Source organism: Paenarthrobacter sp. R1, from assembly GCF_030264015.1.
In the GTDB taxonomy this organism is placed as follows: domain Bacteria; phylum Actinomycetota; class Actinomycetes; order Actinomycetales; family Micrococcaceae; genus Arthrobacter; species Arthrobacter ureafaciens.
This window is the reverse complement of the sequence record NZ_CP127115.1, coordinates 2,515,685-2,533,036: the sequence shown is the minus strand read 5'-3', so window position 1 is coordinate 2,533,036 and position 17,352 is coordinate 2,515,685. Positions and strand designations below refer to the sequence as shown.

At 64.1% G+C, this 17,352-nt stretch carries 18 protein-coding genes and 2 pseudogenes; 14 read left to right on the top strand and 6 right to left on the bottom strand.

The window, feature by feature from the left end; genetic code table 11:
- Positions 1–162: 162 nt before the first annotated feature.
- From QN084_RS12340 to QN084_RS12330, 3 genes are all read left to right on the top strand, one after another.
- The gene (locus QN084_RS12340; RefSeq protein ID WP_256869929.1) at positions 163–618 is read left to right on the top strand and encodes an ATP-binding protein; all 456 of its coding nucleotides are present in this window, start codon (positions 163–165) and stop codon (positions 616–618) included.
- Between the two features lie 57 nt (positions 619–675).
- A complete protein-coding gene (locus tag QN084_RS12335; protein WP_168529485.1) occupies positions 676–816 on the top strand; it encodes a hypothetical protein in 141 nt (46 codons plus the stop codon).
- Positions 817–912: 96 nt separating this feature from the next.
- Positions 913–1,095: a DUF8462 domain-containing protein gene (locus QN084_RS12330; RefSeq protein WP_069695567.1), complete on the top strand. Its 183-nt coding sequence runs from the start codon at positions 913–915 to the stop codon at positions 1,093–1,095.
- Positions 1,096–1,313: 218 nt separating this feature from the next.
- Here QN084_RS12330 and QN084_RS12325 read toward each other — a convergent pair.
- Positions 1,314–2,284 (bottom strand): annotated as a pseudogene (locus tag QN084_RS12325) (aldehyde dehydrogenase family protein); the annotation flags it as partial.
- Between the two features lie 208 nt (positions 2,285–2,492).
- On the opposite strand from QN084_RS12325, the gene QN084_RS12320 reads away from it, so the two are divergent.
- A complete protein-coding gene (locus QN084_RS12320; RefSeq protein WP_069695566.1) occupies positions 2,493–3,311 on the top strand; it encodes a CPBP family intramembrane glutamic endopeptidase in 819 nt (272 codons plus the stop codon).
- A gap of 40 nt (positions 3,312–3,351) precedes the next feature.
- Here the strand turns inward: QN084_RS12320 and QN084_RS12315 are convergent, their stop codons facing one another.
- Positions 3,352–3,915, bottom strand: a complete 564-nt coding sequence (locus QN084_RS12315; RefSeq protein WP_069695565.1) for a MarR family winged helix-turn-helix transcriptional regulator — start codon at positions 3,913–3,915, stop codon at positions 3,352–3,354.
- A gap of 85 nt (positions 3,916–4,000) precedes the next feature.
- On the opposite strand from QN084_RS12315, the gene idi reads away from it, so the two are divergent.
- Genes idi through QN084_RS12285 form a run of 6 tightly spaced genes read left to right on the top strand, consistent with a single transcriptional unit; the run spans position 4,001 to position 9,848 of the window.
- On the top strand, positions 4,001–4,549 hold the full coding sequence (gene idi / locus QN084_RS12310) for an isopentenyl-diphosphate Delta-isomerase (RefSeq protein WP_021471215.1): 549 nt from the start codon (positions 4,001–4,003) through the stop codon (positions 4,547–4,549).
- Complete coding sequence (locus QN084_RS12305) at positions 4,546–5,655, top strand: polyprenyl synthetase family protein (protein WP_069695564.1); 1,110 nt, start codon at positions 4,546–4,548, stop codon at positions 5,653–5,655. Before idi ends, QN084_RS12305 begins: the two co-directional genes overlap by 4 nt.
- Positions 5,652–6,557 (top strand): phytoene/squalene synthase family protein, encoded by a 906-nt coding sequence (locus QN084_RS12300; RefSeq protein WP_021471217.1) that lies wholly within the window; start codon positions 5,652–5,654, stop codon positions 6,555–6,557. The genes QN084_RS12305 and QN084_RS12300 overlap by 4 nt, the downstream gene beginning before the upstream one ends.
- Positions 6,554–8,227, top strand: a complete 1,674-nt coding sequence (crtI, locus tag QN084_RS12295; protein ID WP_069695563.1) for a phytoene desaturase family protein — start codon at positions 6,554–6,556, stop codon at positions 8,225–8,227. The genes QN084_RS12300 and crtI overlap by 4 nt, the downstream gene beginning before the upstream one ends.
- Entirely contained in the window at positions 8,227–8,622 is a 396-nt protein-coding gene (locus tag QN084_RS12290; RefSeq protein ID WP_021471219.1) for a lycopene cyclase domain-containing protein, read from the top strand. The genes crtI and QN084_RS12290 overlap by 1 nt, the downstream gene beginning before the upstream one ends.
- Positions 8,619–9,848, top strand: coding sequence for a prenyltransferase (locus QN084_RS12285; protein WP_069695562.1), 1,230 nt, complete (start codon positions 8,619–8,621; stop codon positions 9,846–9,848). Before QN084_RS12290 ends, QN084_RS12285 begins: the two co-directional genes overlap by 4 nt.
- Before the next feature lie 99 nt (positions 9,849–9,947).
- Here QN084_RS12285 and QN084_RS12280 read toward each other — a convergent pair.
- Positions 9,948–10,445, bottom strand: a pseudogene (locus tag QN084_RS12280) (MarR family winged helix-turn-helix transcriptional regulator); the annotation flags it as partial.
- A gap of 89 nt (positions 10,446–10,534) precedes the next feature.
- Here QN084_RS12280 and QN084_RS12275 point away from each other — a divergent pair.
- The 4 genes from QN084_RS12275 to QN084_RS12260 all read left to right on the top strand — a co-directional run bounded on the left by QN084_RS12275 (position 10,535) and on the right by QN084_RS12260 (position 13,046).
- The gene (locus QN084_RS12275; protein ID WP_502920602.1) at positions 10,535–11,371 is read left to right on the top strand and encodes a TspO-related membrane protein; all 837 of its coding nucleotides are present in this window, start codon (positions 10,535–10,537) and stop codon (positions 11,369–11,371) included.
- A 41-nt stretch (positions 11,372–11,412) separates the two neighbouring features.
- A complete protein-coding gene (locus QN084_RS12270) occupies positions 11,413–12,153 on the top strand; it encodes a GAF and ANTAR domain-containing protein (RefSeq protein WP_069695561.1) in 741 nt (246 codons plus the stop codon).
- A 150-nt stretch (positions 12,154–12,303) separates the two neighbouring features.
- Complete coding sequence (locus QN084_RS12265) at positions 12,304–12,810, top strand: hypothetical protein (RefSeq protein WP_242703169.1); 507 nt, start codon at positions 12,304–12,306, stop codon at positions 12,808–12,810.
- On the top strand, positions 12,810–13,046 hold the full coding sequence (locus QN084_RS12260) for a YegP family protein (protein WP_021471224.1): 237 nt from the start codon (positions 12,810–12,812) through the stop codon (positions 13,044–13,046). The genes QN084_RS12265 and QN084_RS12260 overlap by 1 nt, the downstream gene beginning before the upstream one ends.
- On the opposite strand, the gene QN084_RS12255 is transcribed toward QN084_RS12260, so the two are convergent.
- From QN084_RS12255 to QN084_RS12245, 3 genes are read right to left on the bottom strand one after another with little or no spacing between them, the layout of a single operon-like run.
- Entirely contained in the window at positions 13,008–15,371 is a 2,364-nt protein-coding gene (locus tag QN084_RS12255) for a glycoside hydrolase family 65 protein (RefSeq protein WP_021471225.1), read from the bottom strand. The genes QN084_RS12260 and QN084_RS12255 overlap by 39 nt on opposite strands.
- Positions 15,372–15,401: 30 nt before the next feature.
- Positions 15,402–16,127 (bottom strand): HAD family hydrolase, encoded by a 726-nt coding sequence (locus tag QN084_RS12250; protein WP_069695560.1) that lies wholly within the window; start codon positions 16,125–16,127, stop codon positions 15,402–15,404.
- 14 nt (positions 16,128–16,141) lie between these two features.
- A complete protein-coding gene (locus QN084_RS12245; protein ID WP_285749994.1) occupies positions 16,142–17,182 on the bottom strand; it encodes a LacI family DNA-binding transcriptional regulator in 1,041 nt (346 codons plus the stop codon).
- Positions 17,183–17,352 lie beyond the last annotated feature (170 nt).

The following is a 17,352-nucleotide window of genomic DNA, read 5'->3' as shown; positions in this document are numbered from 1 at the left end:
CTCGTCGCGGGTCTGGCCTGCAGGTGCTCGCGGCCGGGTCTGATTGATTTGCACACCGGCCTGCTGGGTAGTTTGCCGCGAAAGCAGTCTGAGAGTCGGAGTTGGAGGAGCCAAGACATGGCTTGGGTCACGTAGACTCACAAGGACTCACAAGGATCCCTGATGATGAACCCTTTCCGGCCGACAGCCGGCGCCACTCCCCCTGAACTTATTGGCCGCGAGGGCACACTGGATGAATTTGAGTATGGCTTGCAGATTGGCTCGGGAGCGCCCGGATTGCTGACCATCATCACAGGCGCCCGCGGCATCGGCAAGACAGCGCTGCTCGGCGCAGCCCAGGATAAGGCCGTCCAGCAAGGGTGGGTCGTTGCCGAGACGGCCACCTCTGGATTCATCGGACGGATCGGCGAAACCATGCGACTGCACTTGGAAGAACTTGGCAAAGGCCCCGCTCGGCGGAGGATCACGGCCTTGGGGGTGGCAGGTTTCACCGTGACCACCCAGCTGCCGCCGGAGCAGGGTTCCGGGACGCCGGGGCTTTTGACCATCATCACGGGCTCCAGGGGCATCGGCAAGACCGTGATGTTGAATGAGGCGGAAGGCATCGCACGCGAGTAAGGGTGGGCCGTCATTTCCCGGACAGCAACTCCCGGCTTCCTGGGCGGGGTTGGTGACATGCTGCACCTTCTCGATGAGCTCGGGGATGGCCCTCCGTCGCGGAAGATCACCGCCTTCTCCGCAGCGGGGTTCGGGCTCACCACCCAGCTGCCGCCGACGTCCAGCACTTCATCCGCGAAGGGCTGCCCGTCGGGTTGATCTTCGCCGGCCTGCCAGCTCGTTGGATACTTCCTCTGGCTGGAAGCGGGCAAGGCAGGGTGGGCTCTCGATGAGGACCGCGCGTTCCTGGATGCCGTGGCCGCCCAAGACGGCCCCTCCGTGGCCGGCAAGATCGGCGCGATCCTGAAAGCCAAACCCAACGTGGTGTCCAAGTACCGGAAACGGCTCATTGCCGCGGGCCTGATCGAGTCCGCCGGCTACGGGAAAGTCGATTTCGCAATCCCCGGGTTGAGGCAGTACCTCCGCGACCAGGGATGAGCTAGCTCCGAATTGCCTGATCGCGCTAATAGGTCTGCCCGAACGGCACATCAGGTGACAGGGCCACTGAATAGTGTTCGAAGCTATACCGGATGACAAGCACTCCATCGCTCCCCTTTGTTCGCGCGTCCCTTTGGGCCGCGCGAACTGCGGCTTCCAGCTTTTCGTCGATCTCAGCTGGTTGCTTGACTCGAATGTCCGTGAAAATCTGCATGAGGAATCTCCTGGCGGAGGATCGCTGCATCCTTGGGAACGTTCGCCAGGACGGTGGGCGGGTAGAAGTAGCCGGGGCCGTCCGCAGGACTCCCGCCAGTCAGGGCGGTAGCTCCGGCGTCGACGGCGGCAGTCACCAAGGCGTGCACGTCGGCGCGGGCGCCGGCGTCGATCAGCGGCCCGACCTGGGTAGTGGGCGCGGTTCCCCGGCCTACGCTCAGGGACCCCATGGCCGCGGCGAACTTGCGCGTGAATTCCGCGGCAACAGCTTCGTGCACCAGGAACCGGTTGGCGGCCGTGCAGGCCTCCCCCATGTTCCGCATTTTCGCGGCCATGGCCCCTTCGACGGCTTTGTCCACGTCGGCGTCCTCGAACACGATGAACGGAGCGTTTCCGCCCAGTTCCATGGACGACCGCAGGACATTGCCTGCCGCGTCCGCCAAGAGTCGCTTGCCCACCGGCGTCGACCCCGTGAAGGAAACCTTCCGGAGCCGCGAGTCCCTCATCAGGGGGCCGGAGATGCCGGAGGCAGAAGAGGACGCAACGACGTTGAGGACGCCTGCCGGAAGCCCGGCGTCGAGCATGGTCTGGGCGAAGTACTGAGCCGTCAGGGGCGTGAGCTTGGCGGGTTTGAGGACCATGGTGCAACCGGCCGCACAGGCGCCACTTTGCGGGTGGCCATCGCCAAGGGGAAGTTCCAGGGCGTGATCAGCAGGCAGGGACCAACCGGCTTCTGCTGAACCAGGATCTTGTTCTTGCCTTCCGGCGTGGTCAGGTACCGTCCGTAGTCCCGGAAGGCCTCCTCCGCGAACCAGCGCAGGAATTCAGCACCGTAGGTGACCTCGCCCCGGGCTTCTGCCAAGGGTTTGCCCATTTCCAAGGTCATCAACAGGGCGAACCCGTCCGCCCTCTCGGTGACGAGTTCAAAGGCACGGCGAAGGATCTCGGACCTGACACGCGGCGCCGTCGCGGCCCAGAATCCGCCGTCCGCCGTTCTGGTCGGTGCCCGGCGGCTTCTCTGCCAGTACCGTTATCGGTTCCTCTTGGAGTATTCACATCGTTTTGCGTACGCATTCCGTACAGCTCTTGCGCATTTCGTACGGTAGTTCCAGATTGGAAATAAACTTGAGATGTCAATCACTTTGATCCAGCCGGAAATGTGATCGTCCTGACATGCTGGAGTAGTGACGAACCTTTCGACTGAAGTGCCGCGGACAGCCCTCACGTGGAAGCTGCTGCCCGCGGCCCTTCTCTCCGCTTCCGCAGTGCCGCTGTTTGCCATCCGCGATGACGCAGCGGGGTATTCACTGCTCGCCCTCAGCCTGGTGACGGCAGCGTTCATTGATCGTCAGCTTCTACGGCATCTGGCCTTGGTAGCGGCAGGCGTGGTGATCATCAGCCTCGTCCCGCTCAACGCGGACCTCAGCCTGGAACACATGGCCCTGATGGGGGGCGCTTTGGCCTTGGCGGTACTGGTCCCCTGGCTTGTTTCGCGCTTCATCTACCAGGAAAAAATCATCCGGTTCCCCGTCAACACAGGCCGGAAGTGGCCGCTCGCAGCAAAACTTTACTTGGCGGGAGTAGTAGCGCTCGGCTACTTCATCCTGCCCGCCTACCTGATCAATACGGGCGTGTACACGAACTGGCCGGACGCCTCGGACCCCACCATCTTCTGGCGGCTGTTCCTTGGCGTGAACACCGTGGGAATCTGGGACGAGCTGTTCTTCATCTGCACAACATTCACCCTGTTGCGGCAGCACTTTCCGGACTGGCTGGCGAACCTGCTGCAGGCCGTGGTGTTCTCATCATTCCTGTGGGAGATCGGCTACCAGGCCTGGGGGCCGCTGCTGACCTTCCCCTTCGCTCTGCTGCAGGGCTACACGTTCAAGTTGACCAAGTCCTTCACCTACGTGGTGTCGGTGCATCTGATCTTCGACTTTGTGCTGTTCCTTGCCTTGGTGCATGCCCATAACCGGGACTGGCTTCCGGTTTTCATCTACTGACAACGCCGCTTTATCCAAACCGCAGTCCGCGGTAGAAGTACTACTCCCAGGCGGTGTTCTCCAAGGAGATTTCCTTGGCCATGTCATCCAGGAACCGCATCACGACTTCCCTTTCGGCGGGGGTCAACCGCGCCGCTGCGATGAACTTCCGCGCGTGTTGACGCCCCACCGTCCGCATCGCAGCCGCATGCGTTTCCGGGGTGATGGAGATGGCCAAGGCTCGCCGGTCGGAGGGGTGCGGCTCCCGCGTGATGTGCCCGGCGCGCTCCAAGCGGTCCAGCAACTTGGTGGTGGACGCCGTCGATATGTGGAGGTGCGCAGCTATGGCGCCGGGCGTCGCCAGCACATTACTGTTGGCACAAACAATGAGGTAGTGCAGTGCCCGCATGTCGGAGGCGTTCAGACGCATGTACTTGAGCGAAGCTTCGGATAACCGTTGTTCGGCCTCGCTGAGCCTGCCCATGGCAGCCATCAGCTCGTTGATCTGCCTCAGATCGTCCTCACTAAGCCCCTCCCGGTCCACAAGCTCATGCAACGGATCGTTGGCATCCAGGTTATAGAGACGGGAAGAGGGCTGGCCGTCAACTTCTTCCCTTTTAAGCATATGGGTATGTTACACCTATCTGCCTACATGGTAGTCTTCTTTCTAGCTTGTCTAGCAATTATCGGCGTTGAAGGAAGGCTCAGGAATGAACACAGTAGAGATGGTGGTCCTTCTAGACGACGCCGGGCGGCACATCGGCGAGGCACGCAAGTCCGAGGTCCACACGACCGAAACCCCGCTCCACCTGGCCTTCTCCTGTTACCTCATGAACCACGCGGGTGAAGTCCTGCTGACGCGACGCTCCCCGGAAAAGAAAGCCTGGCCCGGAATCTGGACCAACAGTTTCTGCGGCCACCCGGGGCCCGGAGAAGAACAAGAAGAGGCCGTGATGCGTAGGGCCCGCTTCGAACTGGGCACCGACGTGACGCGGATTGAGTTGGCGCTCCCCGACTTCCGCTACAGGGCGGTGGACCCCTTTGGCATTGTCGAGAACGAGATCTGCCCCGTCTACACAGCCCTTATACACGGTGAACTGAAGCCCAACCCCACGGAAGTCGCGGACTGGGTCTGGGTGACGCCGGACCTGTTGTCCGGGGCGCTGGAACACTCCGCTTCCGCATTCAGCCCGTGGCTTGCCATGCAGTTCCCCCAGCTCATAAAGTCCGGGGCCCTCCAGGCCGGAGCGAGGGCATGACGCTCATGGCGAACGTCGTCCGAACCCGCTCACACCTCTGTTCCGCCATCGAAGGCGAACTGACAGGCCTCATATCTACGCGTTCCAACTCGGCACGGGCCTACGGACCGGAGTTCAGCCGGCTCTGGGACATTGCCGGCGAGAACATTCTCGGTGGAAAATTCGTGCGGCCGCTGCTGCTCGTGGAAACCTATGACGCTTTCGACGAACACGCCCGGGACCGCAGCACAGCCATCAGCATTGCAGCCGCGATCGAGCTGCTGCACTACGCGTTCCTGCTGCACGACGATGTGATCGACGGCGACCTCGTCCGCCGCGGCCGCCCGAACCTGGTGGGAGCCCTCCTTGCCGAGGCGGGCCAACTGCCGCCGATGGACCAAAGGCCCGACGCCGGCCGTCCGGACAGCGCCCTGCACTGGGCACAAACCGGTGGCATCCTCATGGGCGACATGCTTCTCGCCGCTACCCACCAGGCTTTCGCCCGCGTGGACCTTCCCCACCCGCTGCGCATCCGGCTCCTGGACCTCTTGGAACACACCATCAACGAAACCGTGGCGGGCGAGCAACTGGACGTGGGACTCGGTGACGGCATCATCGCACCGGAGCTCGAAACCATCCTCACCATGTGCGGCTACAAGACGGCAACGTACACCTTTGAGCTGCCGCTGCGGGCAGCGGCGACCCTTGCCGGCGTCGAACCTTCCGTGGAGTCCGCGCTTGCGACGGCGGGACGGCATCTGGGCCTGGCCTTCCAGCTCCAGGACGACTTCCTTTCAACCTTCGGGGATCCGCGCCGGCACGGCAAGGATCCCTTTTCCGACCTCCGCGAAGGCAAGCAAACCGCCATCATCGCCTACGCCCGGAAAACCAGCGCATGGGCGGAGATCGAGCCATGGTTCGGCCGGCCCGATCTCTGCACCCAGGACGGCGAGAATGTCCGCCGCCAGCTCTCCGAATGCGGCGCGGAGACGTTCGTCCAAGGCCATATCGACCAACAGACGCGGGCGTTCCACGACGTCCTCGCCGACACAACCAACCCCATCCCGGACAAGGTCCGCAACGTCCTGCTGGACCTGGCAGCACAGCTTGAAGGACGGCAATCATGAGCGTCGACGTCGACACTTCCTTTACGCAATTCACCCGCACGGCCGAGCGTGCGGCCAACCAGGTGATTTCCGCCTACTCGACCTCCTTTGGGCTGGCCACCCGCCTTCTGGGCCCGCGCCACCGGCAGCACGTACGCAACATTTACGCGTTGGTGCGGGTGGCCGATGAACTCGTGGACGGAGTTACCGCGGAGGCTGGCCTGAGCCGACGGCAGCAGAGCGAAGCGCTCGACCACTTCGTGGACGAAACACACCGTGCGCTGGAGCTTGGCTACAGCAGCGACCTCATCATCCACGCTTTCGCGCAGACAGCCCGCGCGGCAGGCATCGACGCTTCACTCGTGGATCCGTTCTTCGCGTCGATGCGCACGGACCTGGGCGGGCAGGATGCTGCCCCGGCTGCACCTCTGCGCTTCGACTCCGCAGCCCACCAGGGCTACGTCTACGGCTCGGCAGAAGTGGTGGGCCTGATGTGCCTGCGCGTTTTCATGCGGGGCCAAAGAATCGACGACGCCGATGCCGCCGCACTGGAGTACGGCGCGGGAAGGCTCGGGGCCGCCTTCCAAAACATCAACTTCCTCCGCGACCTCTCCGACGACACCGCCCGGCTCGGCAGGAGCTACCTGGGCACGGCGGACCATCTCGAGGACCGGGACCGGATGGAATGGATCAGCACCATCCACGCCCAACTGGCGGATGCCAACGCCGTCATCCCGCTGTTGCCGCATGACGCCCGTGCCGCCGTCAGGAGCGCCCTGGCCCTCTTTGCCGCGCTCACCCGCCGGCTCGAGCGGACATCCATCGCCGAACTCTACGAATCCCGCGTCCGTGTTCCGGACGTCTTCAAAGCCGGCCTGGCTGCCCGCGCAGTCGCCGCCACGTGGTTGGAGCCCCGCGCATGACTTGCAGCACCAGGACCGTAGTAGTGGGCGGCGGCATCGCCGGCCTTGCCACAGCGACCCTCCTCGCCCGCGAAGGACACGAGGTCCAGCTCCTCGAACGGCTCCCCCGCGTCGGAGGCCGCGCAGGCACCCTGGAGAGGGACGGTTTCCGTTTCGATACCGGCCCCTCCTGGTACCTGATGCCCAATGTGTTCGACCATTTCTTCGAATTGCTGGGCACCAGCACCGAAGAACAGCTTGACCTGCGAACGCTGAGCCCCGCCTACCGCGTCTTCAGCGAACCGCACGACGGCGGCCGACCGGTCCCGCTGACGGTTCCGTTGGGCAGTGACAAGGTCATGGAAACCTTCGAACGCGTGGAGCCCGGCAGTTCCAAGCAGCTGGCAACGTACCTGGCCTCCGCGCGGAACACCTCGGACATGGCGGAGCGGTTCTTCCTCTACAACCCCTTCACCAGGCTGAAGGCCTTGATGCAGCCCGAGGTGGTGCGGAGCCTCCCCGAGCTGGCCAAGTTGCTGGCCATGCCGTTGGAGAAGTTCATTGCAAACCGCTTCCAGGACCCCGTGCTGCGTCAGGTGCTGGGCTACCCCGCGGTCTTCCTGGGCACCAACCCCGCCGATGCTCCCGCCATGTACCACCTGATGAGCGCCTTGGACCTCGGTGACGGCGTCCAATACCCCATGGGTGGCTTTTGGCACTTGGTGGAACGCCTTGAGGCACTCGCCCTCAAAGCCGGGGTACGCATCCGGACCGAAGCGCAGGTCCTCCAGATCACCACGCGCGAGGCCCCACCCAAGTCCCGGGAGCGGTTCACCCCGCGCGGACATTTCCAAAGGCCCGCCCCGCTCCGGGTCCGGAAAACCCGCGAGGTTACCGGCGTCAAGTGGCGCGACAGTGAGGGCGGCGAACACTTCAGCGTCGCGGACATCGTGGTCTCCGGAGCCGACCTGCACCACACGGAAACCAAGCTGCTGGACATCCCGGACCGCAGCTACCCCCGAGCCTGGTGGCAGCGGCGCACCAGCGGGCCGGGAGCTGTCCTGGTGATGCTGGGCGTACGGGGCAACCTCCCTGAATTGCCCCACCACTCGCTGTTCTTCACCCGCGACTGGGAGGCCAACTTCTCGGCCATCTTCGGCAAGCCTTCCCGCGTCCCGGACCCCGCTTCCATCTATGTGTGCAAACCCAGCGCAACAGACCCCGGCGTCGCCCCGAAGGACCACGAGAATCTCTTTGTGCTCGTCCCCATTCCCGCCGATCCCTCGCTGGGCGCCGGCGGAGCAGAAGGGGGCGGAGACGCACTCATCGAGGGCATTGCTGATGCCGCGATTGACCAAATCGCGGACTGGGCGGGCATCCCGGATCTCCGCGAGCGCATCGTGGTCCGGCACACCATAGGGCCCGCCGACTTCGTCAGGGACTACAACTCGTGGCGCGGCGGCATGCTGGGCCCTGCCCACACACTGGGCCAAAGCGCCATGTTCCGGGCCCAGAACTCGTCCAAGAAGGTCAACGGCCTCTACTACGCCGGTGCCACCACGGCTCCCGGCGTCGGTGTCCCCATGTGCCTCATCAGCGCCGAGCTGGTCCTCAAGAGGATCCGCGGCGATCACAGCCCCGGACCAACCCGGGTGCAGCATCCTGCCTGGGTTTCAGGCAAGGTGGGCTGATGGGAGTCATCTATCTGGCATCGCTTCTTGCCGGCATCGTTTGCATGCTGCTGCTGGACCACCGTTTCCGGCTCTTCTTTTGGCATGACGCCAAAGCGGCAACGGTGGTCACCGCCGTCGGGCTGGCGTTCTTCCTGGCCTGGGACATCGCTGGAATCGGGCTGGGGATTTTCCTGCGTGGAGAAAGTGCCATTGCCACCGGCATCCTGCTTGCTCCCGAGCTTCCCCTTGAAGAGCCCGTGTTCCTCCTCTTCCTCATCCTGTGCACCATGGTCCTCTTTACGGGCGCGCGGGAGGTCCTGGCGCGGGCGGCGGACCGGAAAGGGACGGGCGGCGCGTCAGCAGCCGCACGCTCTTCGCACGGAAAGCCGGCGCGCGAACGGGAGAACGCATGACGTACTTGTGGCTCGCCCTCGCCTTCGTGGTTGCTGCCGCGGTGGCAGGAGTCGCGTTTGCCCGGGGTGCCGGCCGCCGGCATTGGCAGGCCACGGGTATCGCCTTCGCCGCTTTGGCCGTGCTCACGGCGGTGTTCGACTCCGTCATGATCGGCATGGAGTTGTTCCACTACGATTCCCAGCACCTGCTTGGCGCAAGCATCGGGCTGGCGCCTGTTGAAGACTTCGCTTATCCGCTGGCCGGCGTGTTGGCTCTTCCCGGCTTGTGGGCCTGGATGACGCGCCGCAGGCGAACACTGGACGGAGGCCACCCCACCACGCCGCACGCCGACGCCAAAGCCGGTTCCACCGACGGGCTCACGGGGCTGCTCCCCCAGGCCTTCGTCGCGTCCCGGCCCATCAGCTGGATCAACACCGCGTACCCGTTCGCCGCGGCCATGCTGCTAACCACCCGCGAGGTCGATTGGGTCCTGATAGTGGGCACGTTCTACTTCCTGGTTCCCTACAACCTGGCCATGTACGGCATCAACGACGTCTTCGACTACGCCTCGGACCTGAAGAATCCACGAAAAGGCGGAATCGAGGGTGCCCTCCTTGCGCCGCGGCTGCACCGGCCCATGCTGTGGCTCGCGGCTGTCACCAACGTCCCGTTCCTGGTGGTCCTCGCTGCCGCAGGCGGCCCGGCCTCGTGGCTGCCGCTGTTGGTGAGCGCCTTCGCGGTGGTTGCCTACTCGGCGGCGGGGCTGAGGTTCAAGGAACGCCCCGTGCTGGATTCCATCACGTCCAGCACGCACTTTGTGAGCCCGGCAGTGGTGGGGCTGGCTATCGCCGGAGCCACGGTCACGCCCGGCTTGGTCATCCTGTTGGCAGCATTCTTTATGTGGGGCATGGCCGCCCACGCGTTCGGCGCCGTGCAGGATATTGAACCGGACCGGCAGGCAGATATCGCTTCGATCGCCACAGTCTTCGGTGCCCGGCGAACCGTGCGTACCGCCGTCGTGCTGTGGCTGCTTGCCGGTCTTGCCATGCTGGCCACCCCCTGGCCCGGGCCGCTGGCGGCCCTGATCGCCATCCCCTACATCGTCAATTGTGCCCGTTGGTGGAACGTGACGGATACGACGGCGGCGCGCACCAATGTGGCGTGGCGGCGGTTCATTTGGCTCAATTACGGCTCGGGTTTCCTGGTGACGCTGATCCTCATTCTCCAGTGGAGCCTCACGTCATGAAGGCTGCGAATCCCCCGCTGCGGCACCCGGTTCACCGTGACCGGCCCCGCCATCCGCTGTGTTCCCGCCATCCGCTGTGTTCCAGCCATCCACTGTGTTCTCGTCGTCGACTGTGTCCAGGGCTTGGCGCATATCCCGCAGGAAAGCCGTCACCACGGCAGCTTCCTCCGGGCTCAGCGCGCTGGCCACGTCCATCATGCGGCGGTGCATGCCGCCCAGGGTATGCCGGACTTCCTGGTCCGAAGCCGGAGTGGCCCGGAGGATCAGTGCCCGCCGGTCGGTCGGATGCGGTTCGCGGCGGATGTGGCCGGACTCCACGAGGCGGTCAATCAGGGTGGTCATGGACGCCGAGGTTATCCCGAGCCGCTCGCCCAGATCCTTCGGCTTCATTACGCGACCGTCGGCCTCGGCCTCGAAGAGGTAACGCAGGGCCAGCAGGTCCTTTTCGCCCATCAGCATGGATGAACGCGTCCGGCGCCGCATGGCTTGCTCGGACACCCTGTAGTCGCGCAGGGCGTTCAGCACGTCCACGGCCTTTTCCTTCTGCACCGGGTCTTTTCCGTACCAATAACCCTTTGCGTGGTGGTCCGCGTCCATCCTGTGTTTCCTTCGATCAGCTTGAAGCTCGTTTCCCTAGCATCTGATACTAAGTCCCTGCACGTGCCGGAAGGAAAGAGGCTGACAGAGTGAATATTTCAGAATCCACCGATTCGACGGCCCGGAATGACCTTGCGCGCCAGGTTTTTGTGACCCTGAGCCTGGTTGTTTGCATTGTTGGTTCCATGATCGGCGTCGGAGTTTTTGGCGGAACTCCCATCGCCCAGGCGGCGGGCGGCGCCCTCAGCGCGGACTCCACGTTGCTTGCGCCGGCCACGCCTGCGTTCTCCATCTGGTCCGTGATCTACACAGGGCTGGTGGCTTACACGGCATGGCAGTGGCTGCCTTCGCAGAAGAGCAATCCACGCCAACGGTCCCTGGGCTGGGTGGTTGCTTGCTCCATGCTGCTGAACGCCGCGTGGATCCTGTCGGTCCAGGCGGGTTGGCTGCCGGTCAGCGTGCTGGTGATCGTTGCCCTGCTTGTGGTTTTGGTGGTCGCTTTCCGGCGCTACATTTCCCGGCGGCCCGCGTCAGTGCCGGAGGCCGTGGTGGTTGACGGAACCCTCGGCCTGTACCTTGGCTGGGCGAGCGTTGCCGTCTGCGCGAACATTGCCGCCGCCCTGAAGGCCGCCGGCTTCTCCGGCTTTGGTTGGCGACCGGAAGTCTGGTCCATCGCCGTGCTGGTGGTGGTGGCCGCCGTCGGAATCGCTGTGGCCGTCAAAGGTGAGGGTCGGCTGGCACTGGCAGCCGCCATCGCGTGGGGGCTGGCTTGGATTACTGTAGGCAGGAGCGCGGACTCTCCCGAGTCCGCACCGACGGCCATAGCTGCAGCCGCAGCCGCAGCCGCCGTCCTGGGAGCCGCGTTCATTGTGCGGACCCGTTCCATGACAGCCCTTGCGCGTGTGCGCAGCGGGCAGGAAAGGTAGTTCGCTTGTTAGGTGAGGGGCAGGCTCCTACATTTGGAGCCATGAGTGACCAAGAGAGGTCCGACGACTTCGAGCAACTGGTGGACCTTATCTCCGGCACGGAAGACATCAAGGATTTCCTGGATGGCCTGACCAACTTCTCAGCTGACATGATGAGGCGCGCCACCGGAGTGGACATCGAGTGCGCCGTGACGCTGCGCCGCCGCAAGCGCACAGCGACCATCGGCGGCAACAGCGAACGCGCCATCATCCTTGACCGGATCGAACAACGCCTTGGCGAGGGCCCGTGCGTGGATGCACTGGAATCCGGCGAACCGAAGGTCCTGGAGGACGCGCACAAGGATCCGCGGTGGCCCGTGTACGCGCAGGAGCTGCTCGCCGAAGGCATCACCAGCGCACTGGGCGTGCCCATGGAACTGGGGGACGACTCCAGGGCGGTCCTGAACTTCTTCGCTCCCAAGCCCGGGGTCTTCACCACCAAGGCGATCGCCGACGCGGTCCTCTTCGTCAAGATGTCCAGCAAGGCACTCCACCTTGCCGTCCGGATGGCAGCCTCCAACCAACGCGGCGACGACCTCCAGGCGGCCATGCAGAGCAGGACCGTCATTGACCTTGCGTGCGGCATCATCATGTCGCAGAACCGGTGCTCACACGACGAAGCTTTTTTGATCCTCCGGCGTGCTTCCGGCAACGGGAACCGCAAACTGCGCGACGTCGCCCAGGCAATCGTTGACAGGGTTGCCGGGACGCCGCAGACGAACAGCGCACATTTCGACGAGTAATCAGCAAGGCGAGTAGTCAGTAAGCTGGGTATTATAAACTCGTTTTACTAACTTTTTCGTAATCATTGAATGACATAACTCACATTCTGTAAGCTACTTTTCATAGTCACGCAGCCGGCTTCCTTCGCTCTACGTTTCGGGGAGGTCCGTATGGCCCCCAACACCGTCAAAACCACCTACTCGCATGGCGTAGCGCCGTTCGCGGCCCCCATTGCTCGACGAGGAGCATCAAGGCCGCACGACCTGCCCAACAAACCCGACGCGCTCCTTGGCGCCATCGCGGTCCGCCAACTATTCCGGCGTTGGCCGCTGGTCCCGACGAGGGAATTGGAACGCATCCGCCACGTCCTGGTCCATTGCGACCAATTGGGCTCGGCGGACTCGCACCATCTCTCCGAACCTGCCAAAGCGCTGCTGGAGCTCATCTCATCGGAGCTCGACCGCCGCAGGAACGCCGCGATGGCGGCCCATCCCGCAAGTGGCAGGCCGCGGGCCGCACGCACGGAAACGCCGACTCTCCCCGCAAGGCGGGAGTCGACAGCAAGGCGGGAGTCGACTGCACGGCGGGAGTCGACTGCACGGCGGGAGTCCCCTGCCGCGCGGAAGTCGCCGCCCCGTCAGGAGTCACCGGACCGGCGAGAGGGGAGCGCCGCCTGATGGCAGGACATTTTGAACTGATCGATGCCGCCGGCGGCGACTGTCGCGTACGCCTGGTGGACGCCGACGGCATCGAACTGGCCCTGTCCATGTGCTTCCATGACAAGGACTCCGCAGCCAAGGGGATCTATTCGCTACGGGAAATCGCGGCCAGCGGCCTCATCGAGGACCACACCCGGCCGGCCCCGGCGGGACTGCTACTGCCCCACGATCGGGAGTCCCGCCGTCGGGAATGAACTCGGGAAGATCGACGGCGGCGGCACGGGGACCGCATCCAGCGGTACCGTGACCGTCGTCGTCGTGCCCACCTGGACTTCCTGGTTGCGGACGTTGACCGGCAACGGTTCCTGGCTGTACTCAGGTCCGGGGACCAAGGTCAGCGCGATGGATCCCTGGGACAGTTCCACGGACAACAGGCGCCCTTGGACCTTGAGCCGGAACGCCAGGCCGTCCCATTCCGTGGGCAGGCGCGGATCGAAGCGCAGCACCTCGCCTTGGTCCCGCATGCCCGCGAAACCGCACACCAGCGAACTCCAAATGCCACCGGTCGACGCGATGTGGACGCCGTCGATGGTGTTGCCGTGGGAGTTATCCAGGTCGATGAAGAGCGCTTCCGTGAAGTGCTTCAGCGCCACGTCGCCGTAACCCACCTCGGCCGCCATGATGCCCTGCACGCAAGCGGACAGGGTGGAGTCGCCCGTAGTGATGGGATCGTAGAAGTCGAACGCCCGCTGCTTCTCCTCAGCGGAGAAGTCCTGCCACTGAAGGAACATGGCCAGGACCGTATCGGCCTGCTTGAGGACCTGGTGGCGGTAGATGACCAACGGGTGGAAGTTCAGCAGGAGCGGGTACTTGGACTTGGGGGTGTTCCAGTCCCAGGGCTCCAGTGTCATGAAGTCGTTGTCCTGGCTGTGGACTTGCAGATGTGGATCGTACGGCAGTGACATGCGTTCCGCGGCCTGCCGCCACACCAGGCGCTCGGTATCGGCAATACCCTCATGCTCGAGCGCCGCTGCCGCACGCAGGTTGAAGCGCGCCATGACGTTTGTGTAGAGGTTGTCATTCACCACGGCCGTGTACTCGTCCGGGCCCGTCACGCCATGGATGTGGAACAAACCGTCCTTGCCGAAGAAGCCCAGCGACGCCCACATGCGGGCCGTCTCGATGAGAAGGTCCGCGCCCACCTCGGCTTCGAAGGCCGCATCCCCGCTGGCCCACTCATAGCGGTTGGCCGCGAAAGCGATGGCGGCGGCAATGTGGAACTGTGCCGTTCCCGCGGCGTAATAGGCGCTGGCTTCCAGTCCGTTGATGGTCCGCCACGGGAAAAGGGCTCCGTCCACGCTTAGCTCCTTGGCCCGGATACGGGCGTCGGGAAGCATGGCATGCCTCGACTCAAGGACTTTCCGGGCCCCGGTCGGGTTGGTGTAGGTGAGGTAGGGCAGGAGGTAGACCTCCTGGTCCCAGAAGTAGTGGCCCTCGTAACCCGAACCGCTGACGCCCTTGGCCGGGATACCTGCCACACCGGCACGCGCCGTGGCCTGGGAGAGCTGGAACAGTGCCCAACGGACTGCCTGCTGGAGTTCAGGTTGTCCGCCGATCGCAACATCCGCGGTGGTCCAGTACGTGTTGTAGTGGGCCTGGCTCTGGGCCAGGATGTCAGAAAACGGCACCAGGTTTGCTTCCGCTTCCGCGGCCAGGCTCTCGCCACGGTCTTCGGCGTCGTCCGCGGAACCGGCCACGACGTAACTGACCGTCTTCTCCAAACGGAACGGCCCGCCGCCGGTAATGGCCAGCACGTAACGCACCGAGGACTCATCCTCGGCCACGACGGTCTCGAACGGCTGCTCGGGCGAGGAAATCCAGTGGTCCACTGCCATGGCCACGCGCTGCCGGGACTCGGAAGTCTCCCACGCCAGGCGCAGCGAGCCATCGGCTCCGTGCAGGTGCAGGGGGAGGAGCACGCGGCCGGCGTGGCGTCCGGAACGCCGGGGATCGTGGACCGAATGGTCCTCCACGGGCTGGTCCTGGCGGTTCACGACGGCGGATGTGATGTCCGCGGACACGTCACGGTCCGCAGTTATGGACAGTTCAAGCCCGAGGCAGCCGCGGGAATCGAACCCCACCGCGCGCCGCTCCACGGTGGTGACCACTGCGCCGGAGCGGCAGGCCCACGTGGTTGATTCCTCGTAGACACCCGTGGAGAAGTCGATGCTCCGGTGGTAGTCCAGCACTGTGGATTCGGACAGGCTCAGGGCTTCGCCGTCGATTGTCACCGTGAAGTTGTTGGCGTCCGGGACATACACGATGCGCTGGCCGGTGCGGGCAAAGCCGTACGCGTTCTCCGCGTGCTTGATGTCCCAAATCTCATGGAACCCGTTGATGAACGTACCCGGGAGTTCGCCGTCCCCGCGCGTGGAGTGCGCGCCGCGCACACCCAAGTGGCCGTTGCCGAGCGCAAAAAGCGTCTCCAGCGTCCCTTCATCACCGGGGACGTGGATGTTTTCCACGAGCTTCCACGGTTCACACGGGAAGCGCAGCCGGTCGGAGCTGATCAGTGCCATGGGCTGTTGAATTCCTTCGAAAAAGTAGGGTTAGAGAAGATCATCGAGGTCGTCGACCACCAAAGTGGCACCAGCGTCCAGCAGCGTCTGCCGACCCGCCCCGCGGTCCACGCCGATCACCGACATGAAGTTCCCGGCCTTCCCGGCCTGCACTCCGGAGACGGCGTCCTCCACCACGATGCATTCCTCCGTGGGAACACCCAGCAGCGAGGCGGCATAGGTGAAAGTTGCGGGGTCCGGCTTTCCGGGAAGCCCGACGGCGGCGGCAACCTGCCCGTCAACCACCACCTCGAAGTGGTGGTCAAGCCCGGCGGCCTTCAAAACTGCCGGTGCGTTGCGGGAGGACGAAACCACCGCCACCTTCAGGCCCAGTTCCAGTGCTGCATTGATGAATTTGACCGACCCTGGGTAGGGCTCCACGCCGCGCGTATCCACGATCTGGTTGAAGATCGCGTTCTTACGGTTGCCCAGGCCCTGCACGGTCTCATTCGTGGGGGCGTCGTCTGCGGGTCCCTCCGGCAGGGTGATGCCGCGGGAGGTCAGGAAGTCCCTGACGCCGTCGAAGCGCGGCTTCCCGTCAATGTGGTCGAAGTAGTCGCTCTCCCGGTAGCCGTCGGGGTGGCCGGCCTCGGCAAGGTAGCCGTCGAAGAGTTCCTGCCACGCCTGTTCGTGCACCACGGCAGTGGGCGTCAGCACGCCGTCGAGGTCGAAGAGCAGCGCCGAAGCGCCGGTCCAGGCAGTACGAAGTTCAGTCATGTGCGTTTTCCGTTTCAGCGCCGGTGGCGCGTGGTCTTGCGTTCGATGAGCTTGGTGTCGAGGAGGTGGGTTGCAGGTTGGTTGGGGGTATCGGTATTCAAAAGTCGCTCGCAGAGCAGGTTGGCCGCGAAGGCGCCTTGGTCTGCAACGGGCTGGGCCACGGTGCTCAGGCCAAGGAACCAACTCATGGGGTGATCGTCAATGCCGATCACGGACATGTTCTTCGGCACGGAGAAGCCGTGTTCGCGCAACGCCATCAACGCGCCGAACGCCGCCTCGTCGCAGTGGGCGAACACCGCGGTTGGCTTTGCACCCCGTGCAATGAGCTCGGTCATGGCCCGCCGGCCGTCGTCTATGCCGGGAGCACAGGCAACCACCAGGTCCGGGTGGACGGTGAGGTGGTGGTCATCCAAGGCACGGCTGAAACCACGGAACCTCGCTGTTGTTGCCTGTTGTCCGCGTCCTGCCGGCTGTGCCGGAGCGACGTCGCTGAGGACGGGTTCGGTATTCGTGAGAACCGCCAAGTCCCAATGACCCAGCTCCAGCAGGTGTGACGTTGCCTGCCAGGCCGCATGTTCGTCGTCGATTCCAACATTGTCCCACGGAACATTCCGCAGGCCGACGCTGGCCACTGCCAGCCCCGAAGCTTCCAAGGCTTCCACCTCGGAGGGGTCCAGGTCAACATTAAGCAGCAGCACGCCGTCGACTCTTTGCGCCAGTGACTCGAGCCGGCCGAACACCTGCTGTTTCACTGTCTTCTTGTTCCGGAGGCTGATCAGCATGGTGTCATAGCCGCTGTCGCCGAATACTTCTTCTGCTGCTTCCACTGCCTGGGAAAAGAACCAGGTGGTGGCGGTGGGAGCAATGATGGCTACGGATCCTGTGCTGCCGCCGGCCAGCCGCGAAGCAGCGGCCGAGGCCTTGAATTCGAGCTTGCTGGCGGCTTCCGCCACCTGCCGTTGGGCCTTCTCCGAAACGTTGGGGAGATTCCGGAGTGCCCGGGAGACGGTGCAGATGGACAGTCCGGAGAGGACTGCCACGTCCTGGATGGTCACCCTGTGAGTCCTAACCATGCAACACGGCCTCAACCCTTTCCATGCTTGAGCAACATTTTGCGGGGCGGCGCCGTCGGCCACCGCAGCCAAAAGTGTAAGCGCTTACAATTTTGTCATTCAACACTGTGGGAGCGAATGCCCGAATCTGACGCGAATCTCACAGAAAGGTT

Excerpts from the sequence above, each read along its gene's own strand:
- QN084_RS12340 (WP_256869929.1), top strand. The coding sequence starts at position 163 with ATGATGAACCCTTTCCGGCCGACAGCCGGCGCCACTCCCCCTGAACTT.
- QN084_RS12335 (WP_168529485.1), top strand. The coding sequence starts at position 676 with ATGCTGCACCTTCTCGATGAGCTCGGGGATGGCCCTCCGTCGCGGAAG.
- QN084_RS12315 (WP_069695565.1), bottom strand. The coding sequence starts at position 3,915 with ATGCTTAAAAGGGAAGAAGTTGACGGCCAGCCCTCTTCCCGTCTCTAT.
- idi (WP_021471215.1), top strand. The coding sequence starts at position 4,001 with ATGAACACAGTAGAGATGGTGGTCCTTCTAGACGACGCCGGGCGGCAC.
- QN084_RS12305 (WP_069695564.1), top strand. The coding sequence starts at position 4,546 with ATGACGCTCATGGCGAACGTCGTCCGAACCCGCTCACACCTCTGTTCC.
- QN084_RS12300 (WP_021471217.1), top strand. The coding sequence starts at position 5,652 with ATGAGCGTCGACGTCGACACTTCCTTTACGCAATTCACCCGCACGGCC.
- crtI (WP_069695563.1), top strand. The coding sequence starts at position 6,554 with ATGACTTGCAGCACCAGGACCGTAGTAGTGGGCGGCGGCATCGCCGGC.
- QN084_RS12290 (WP_021471219.1), top strand. The coding sequence starts at position 8,227 with ATGGGAGTCATCTATCTGGCATCGCTTCTTGCCGGCATCGTTTGCATG.
- QN084_RS12285 (WP_069695562.1), top strand. The coding sequence starts at position 8,619 with ATGACGTACTTGTGGCTCGCCCTCGCCTTCGTGGTTGCTGCCGCGGTG.
- QN084_RS12270 (WP_069695561.1), top strand. The coding sequence starts at position 11,413 with ATGAGTGACCAAGAGAGGTCCGACGACTTCGAGCAACTGGTGGACCTT.
- QN084_RS12265 (WP_242703169.1), top strand. The coding sequence starts at position 12,304 with ATGGCCCCCAACACCGTCAAAACCACCTACTCGCATGGCGTAGCGCCG.
- QN084_RS12260 (WP_021471224.1), top strand. The coding sequence starts at position 12,810 with ATGGCAGGACATTTTGAACTGATCGATGCCGCCGGCGGCGACTGTCGC.
- QN084_RS12255 (WP_021471225.1), bottom strand. The coding sequence starts at position 15,371 with ATGGCACTGATCAGCTCCGACCGGCTGCGCTTCCCGTGTGAACCGTGG.
- QN084_RS12250 (WP_069695560.1), bottom strand. The coding sequence starts at position 16,127 with ATGACTGAACTTCGTACTGCCTGGACCGGCGCTTCGGCGCTGCTCTTC.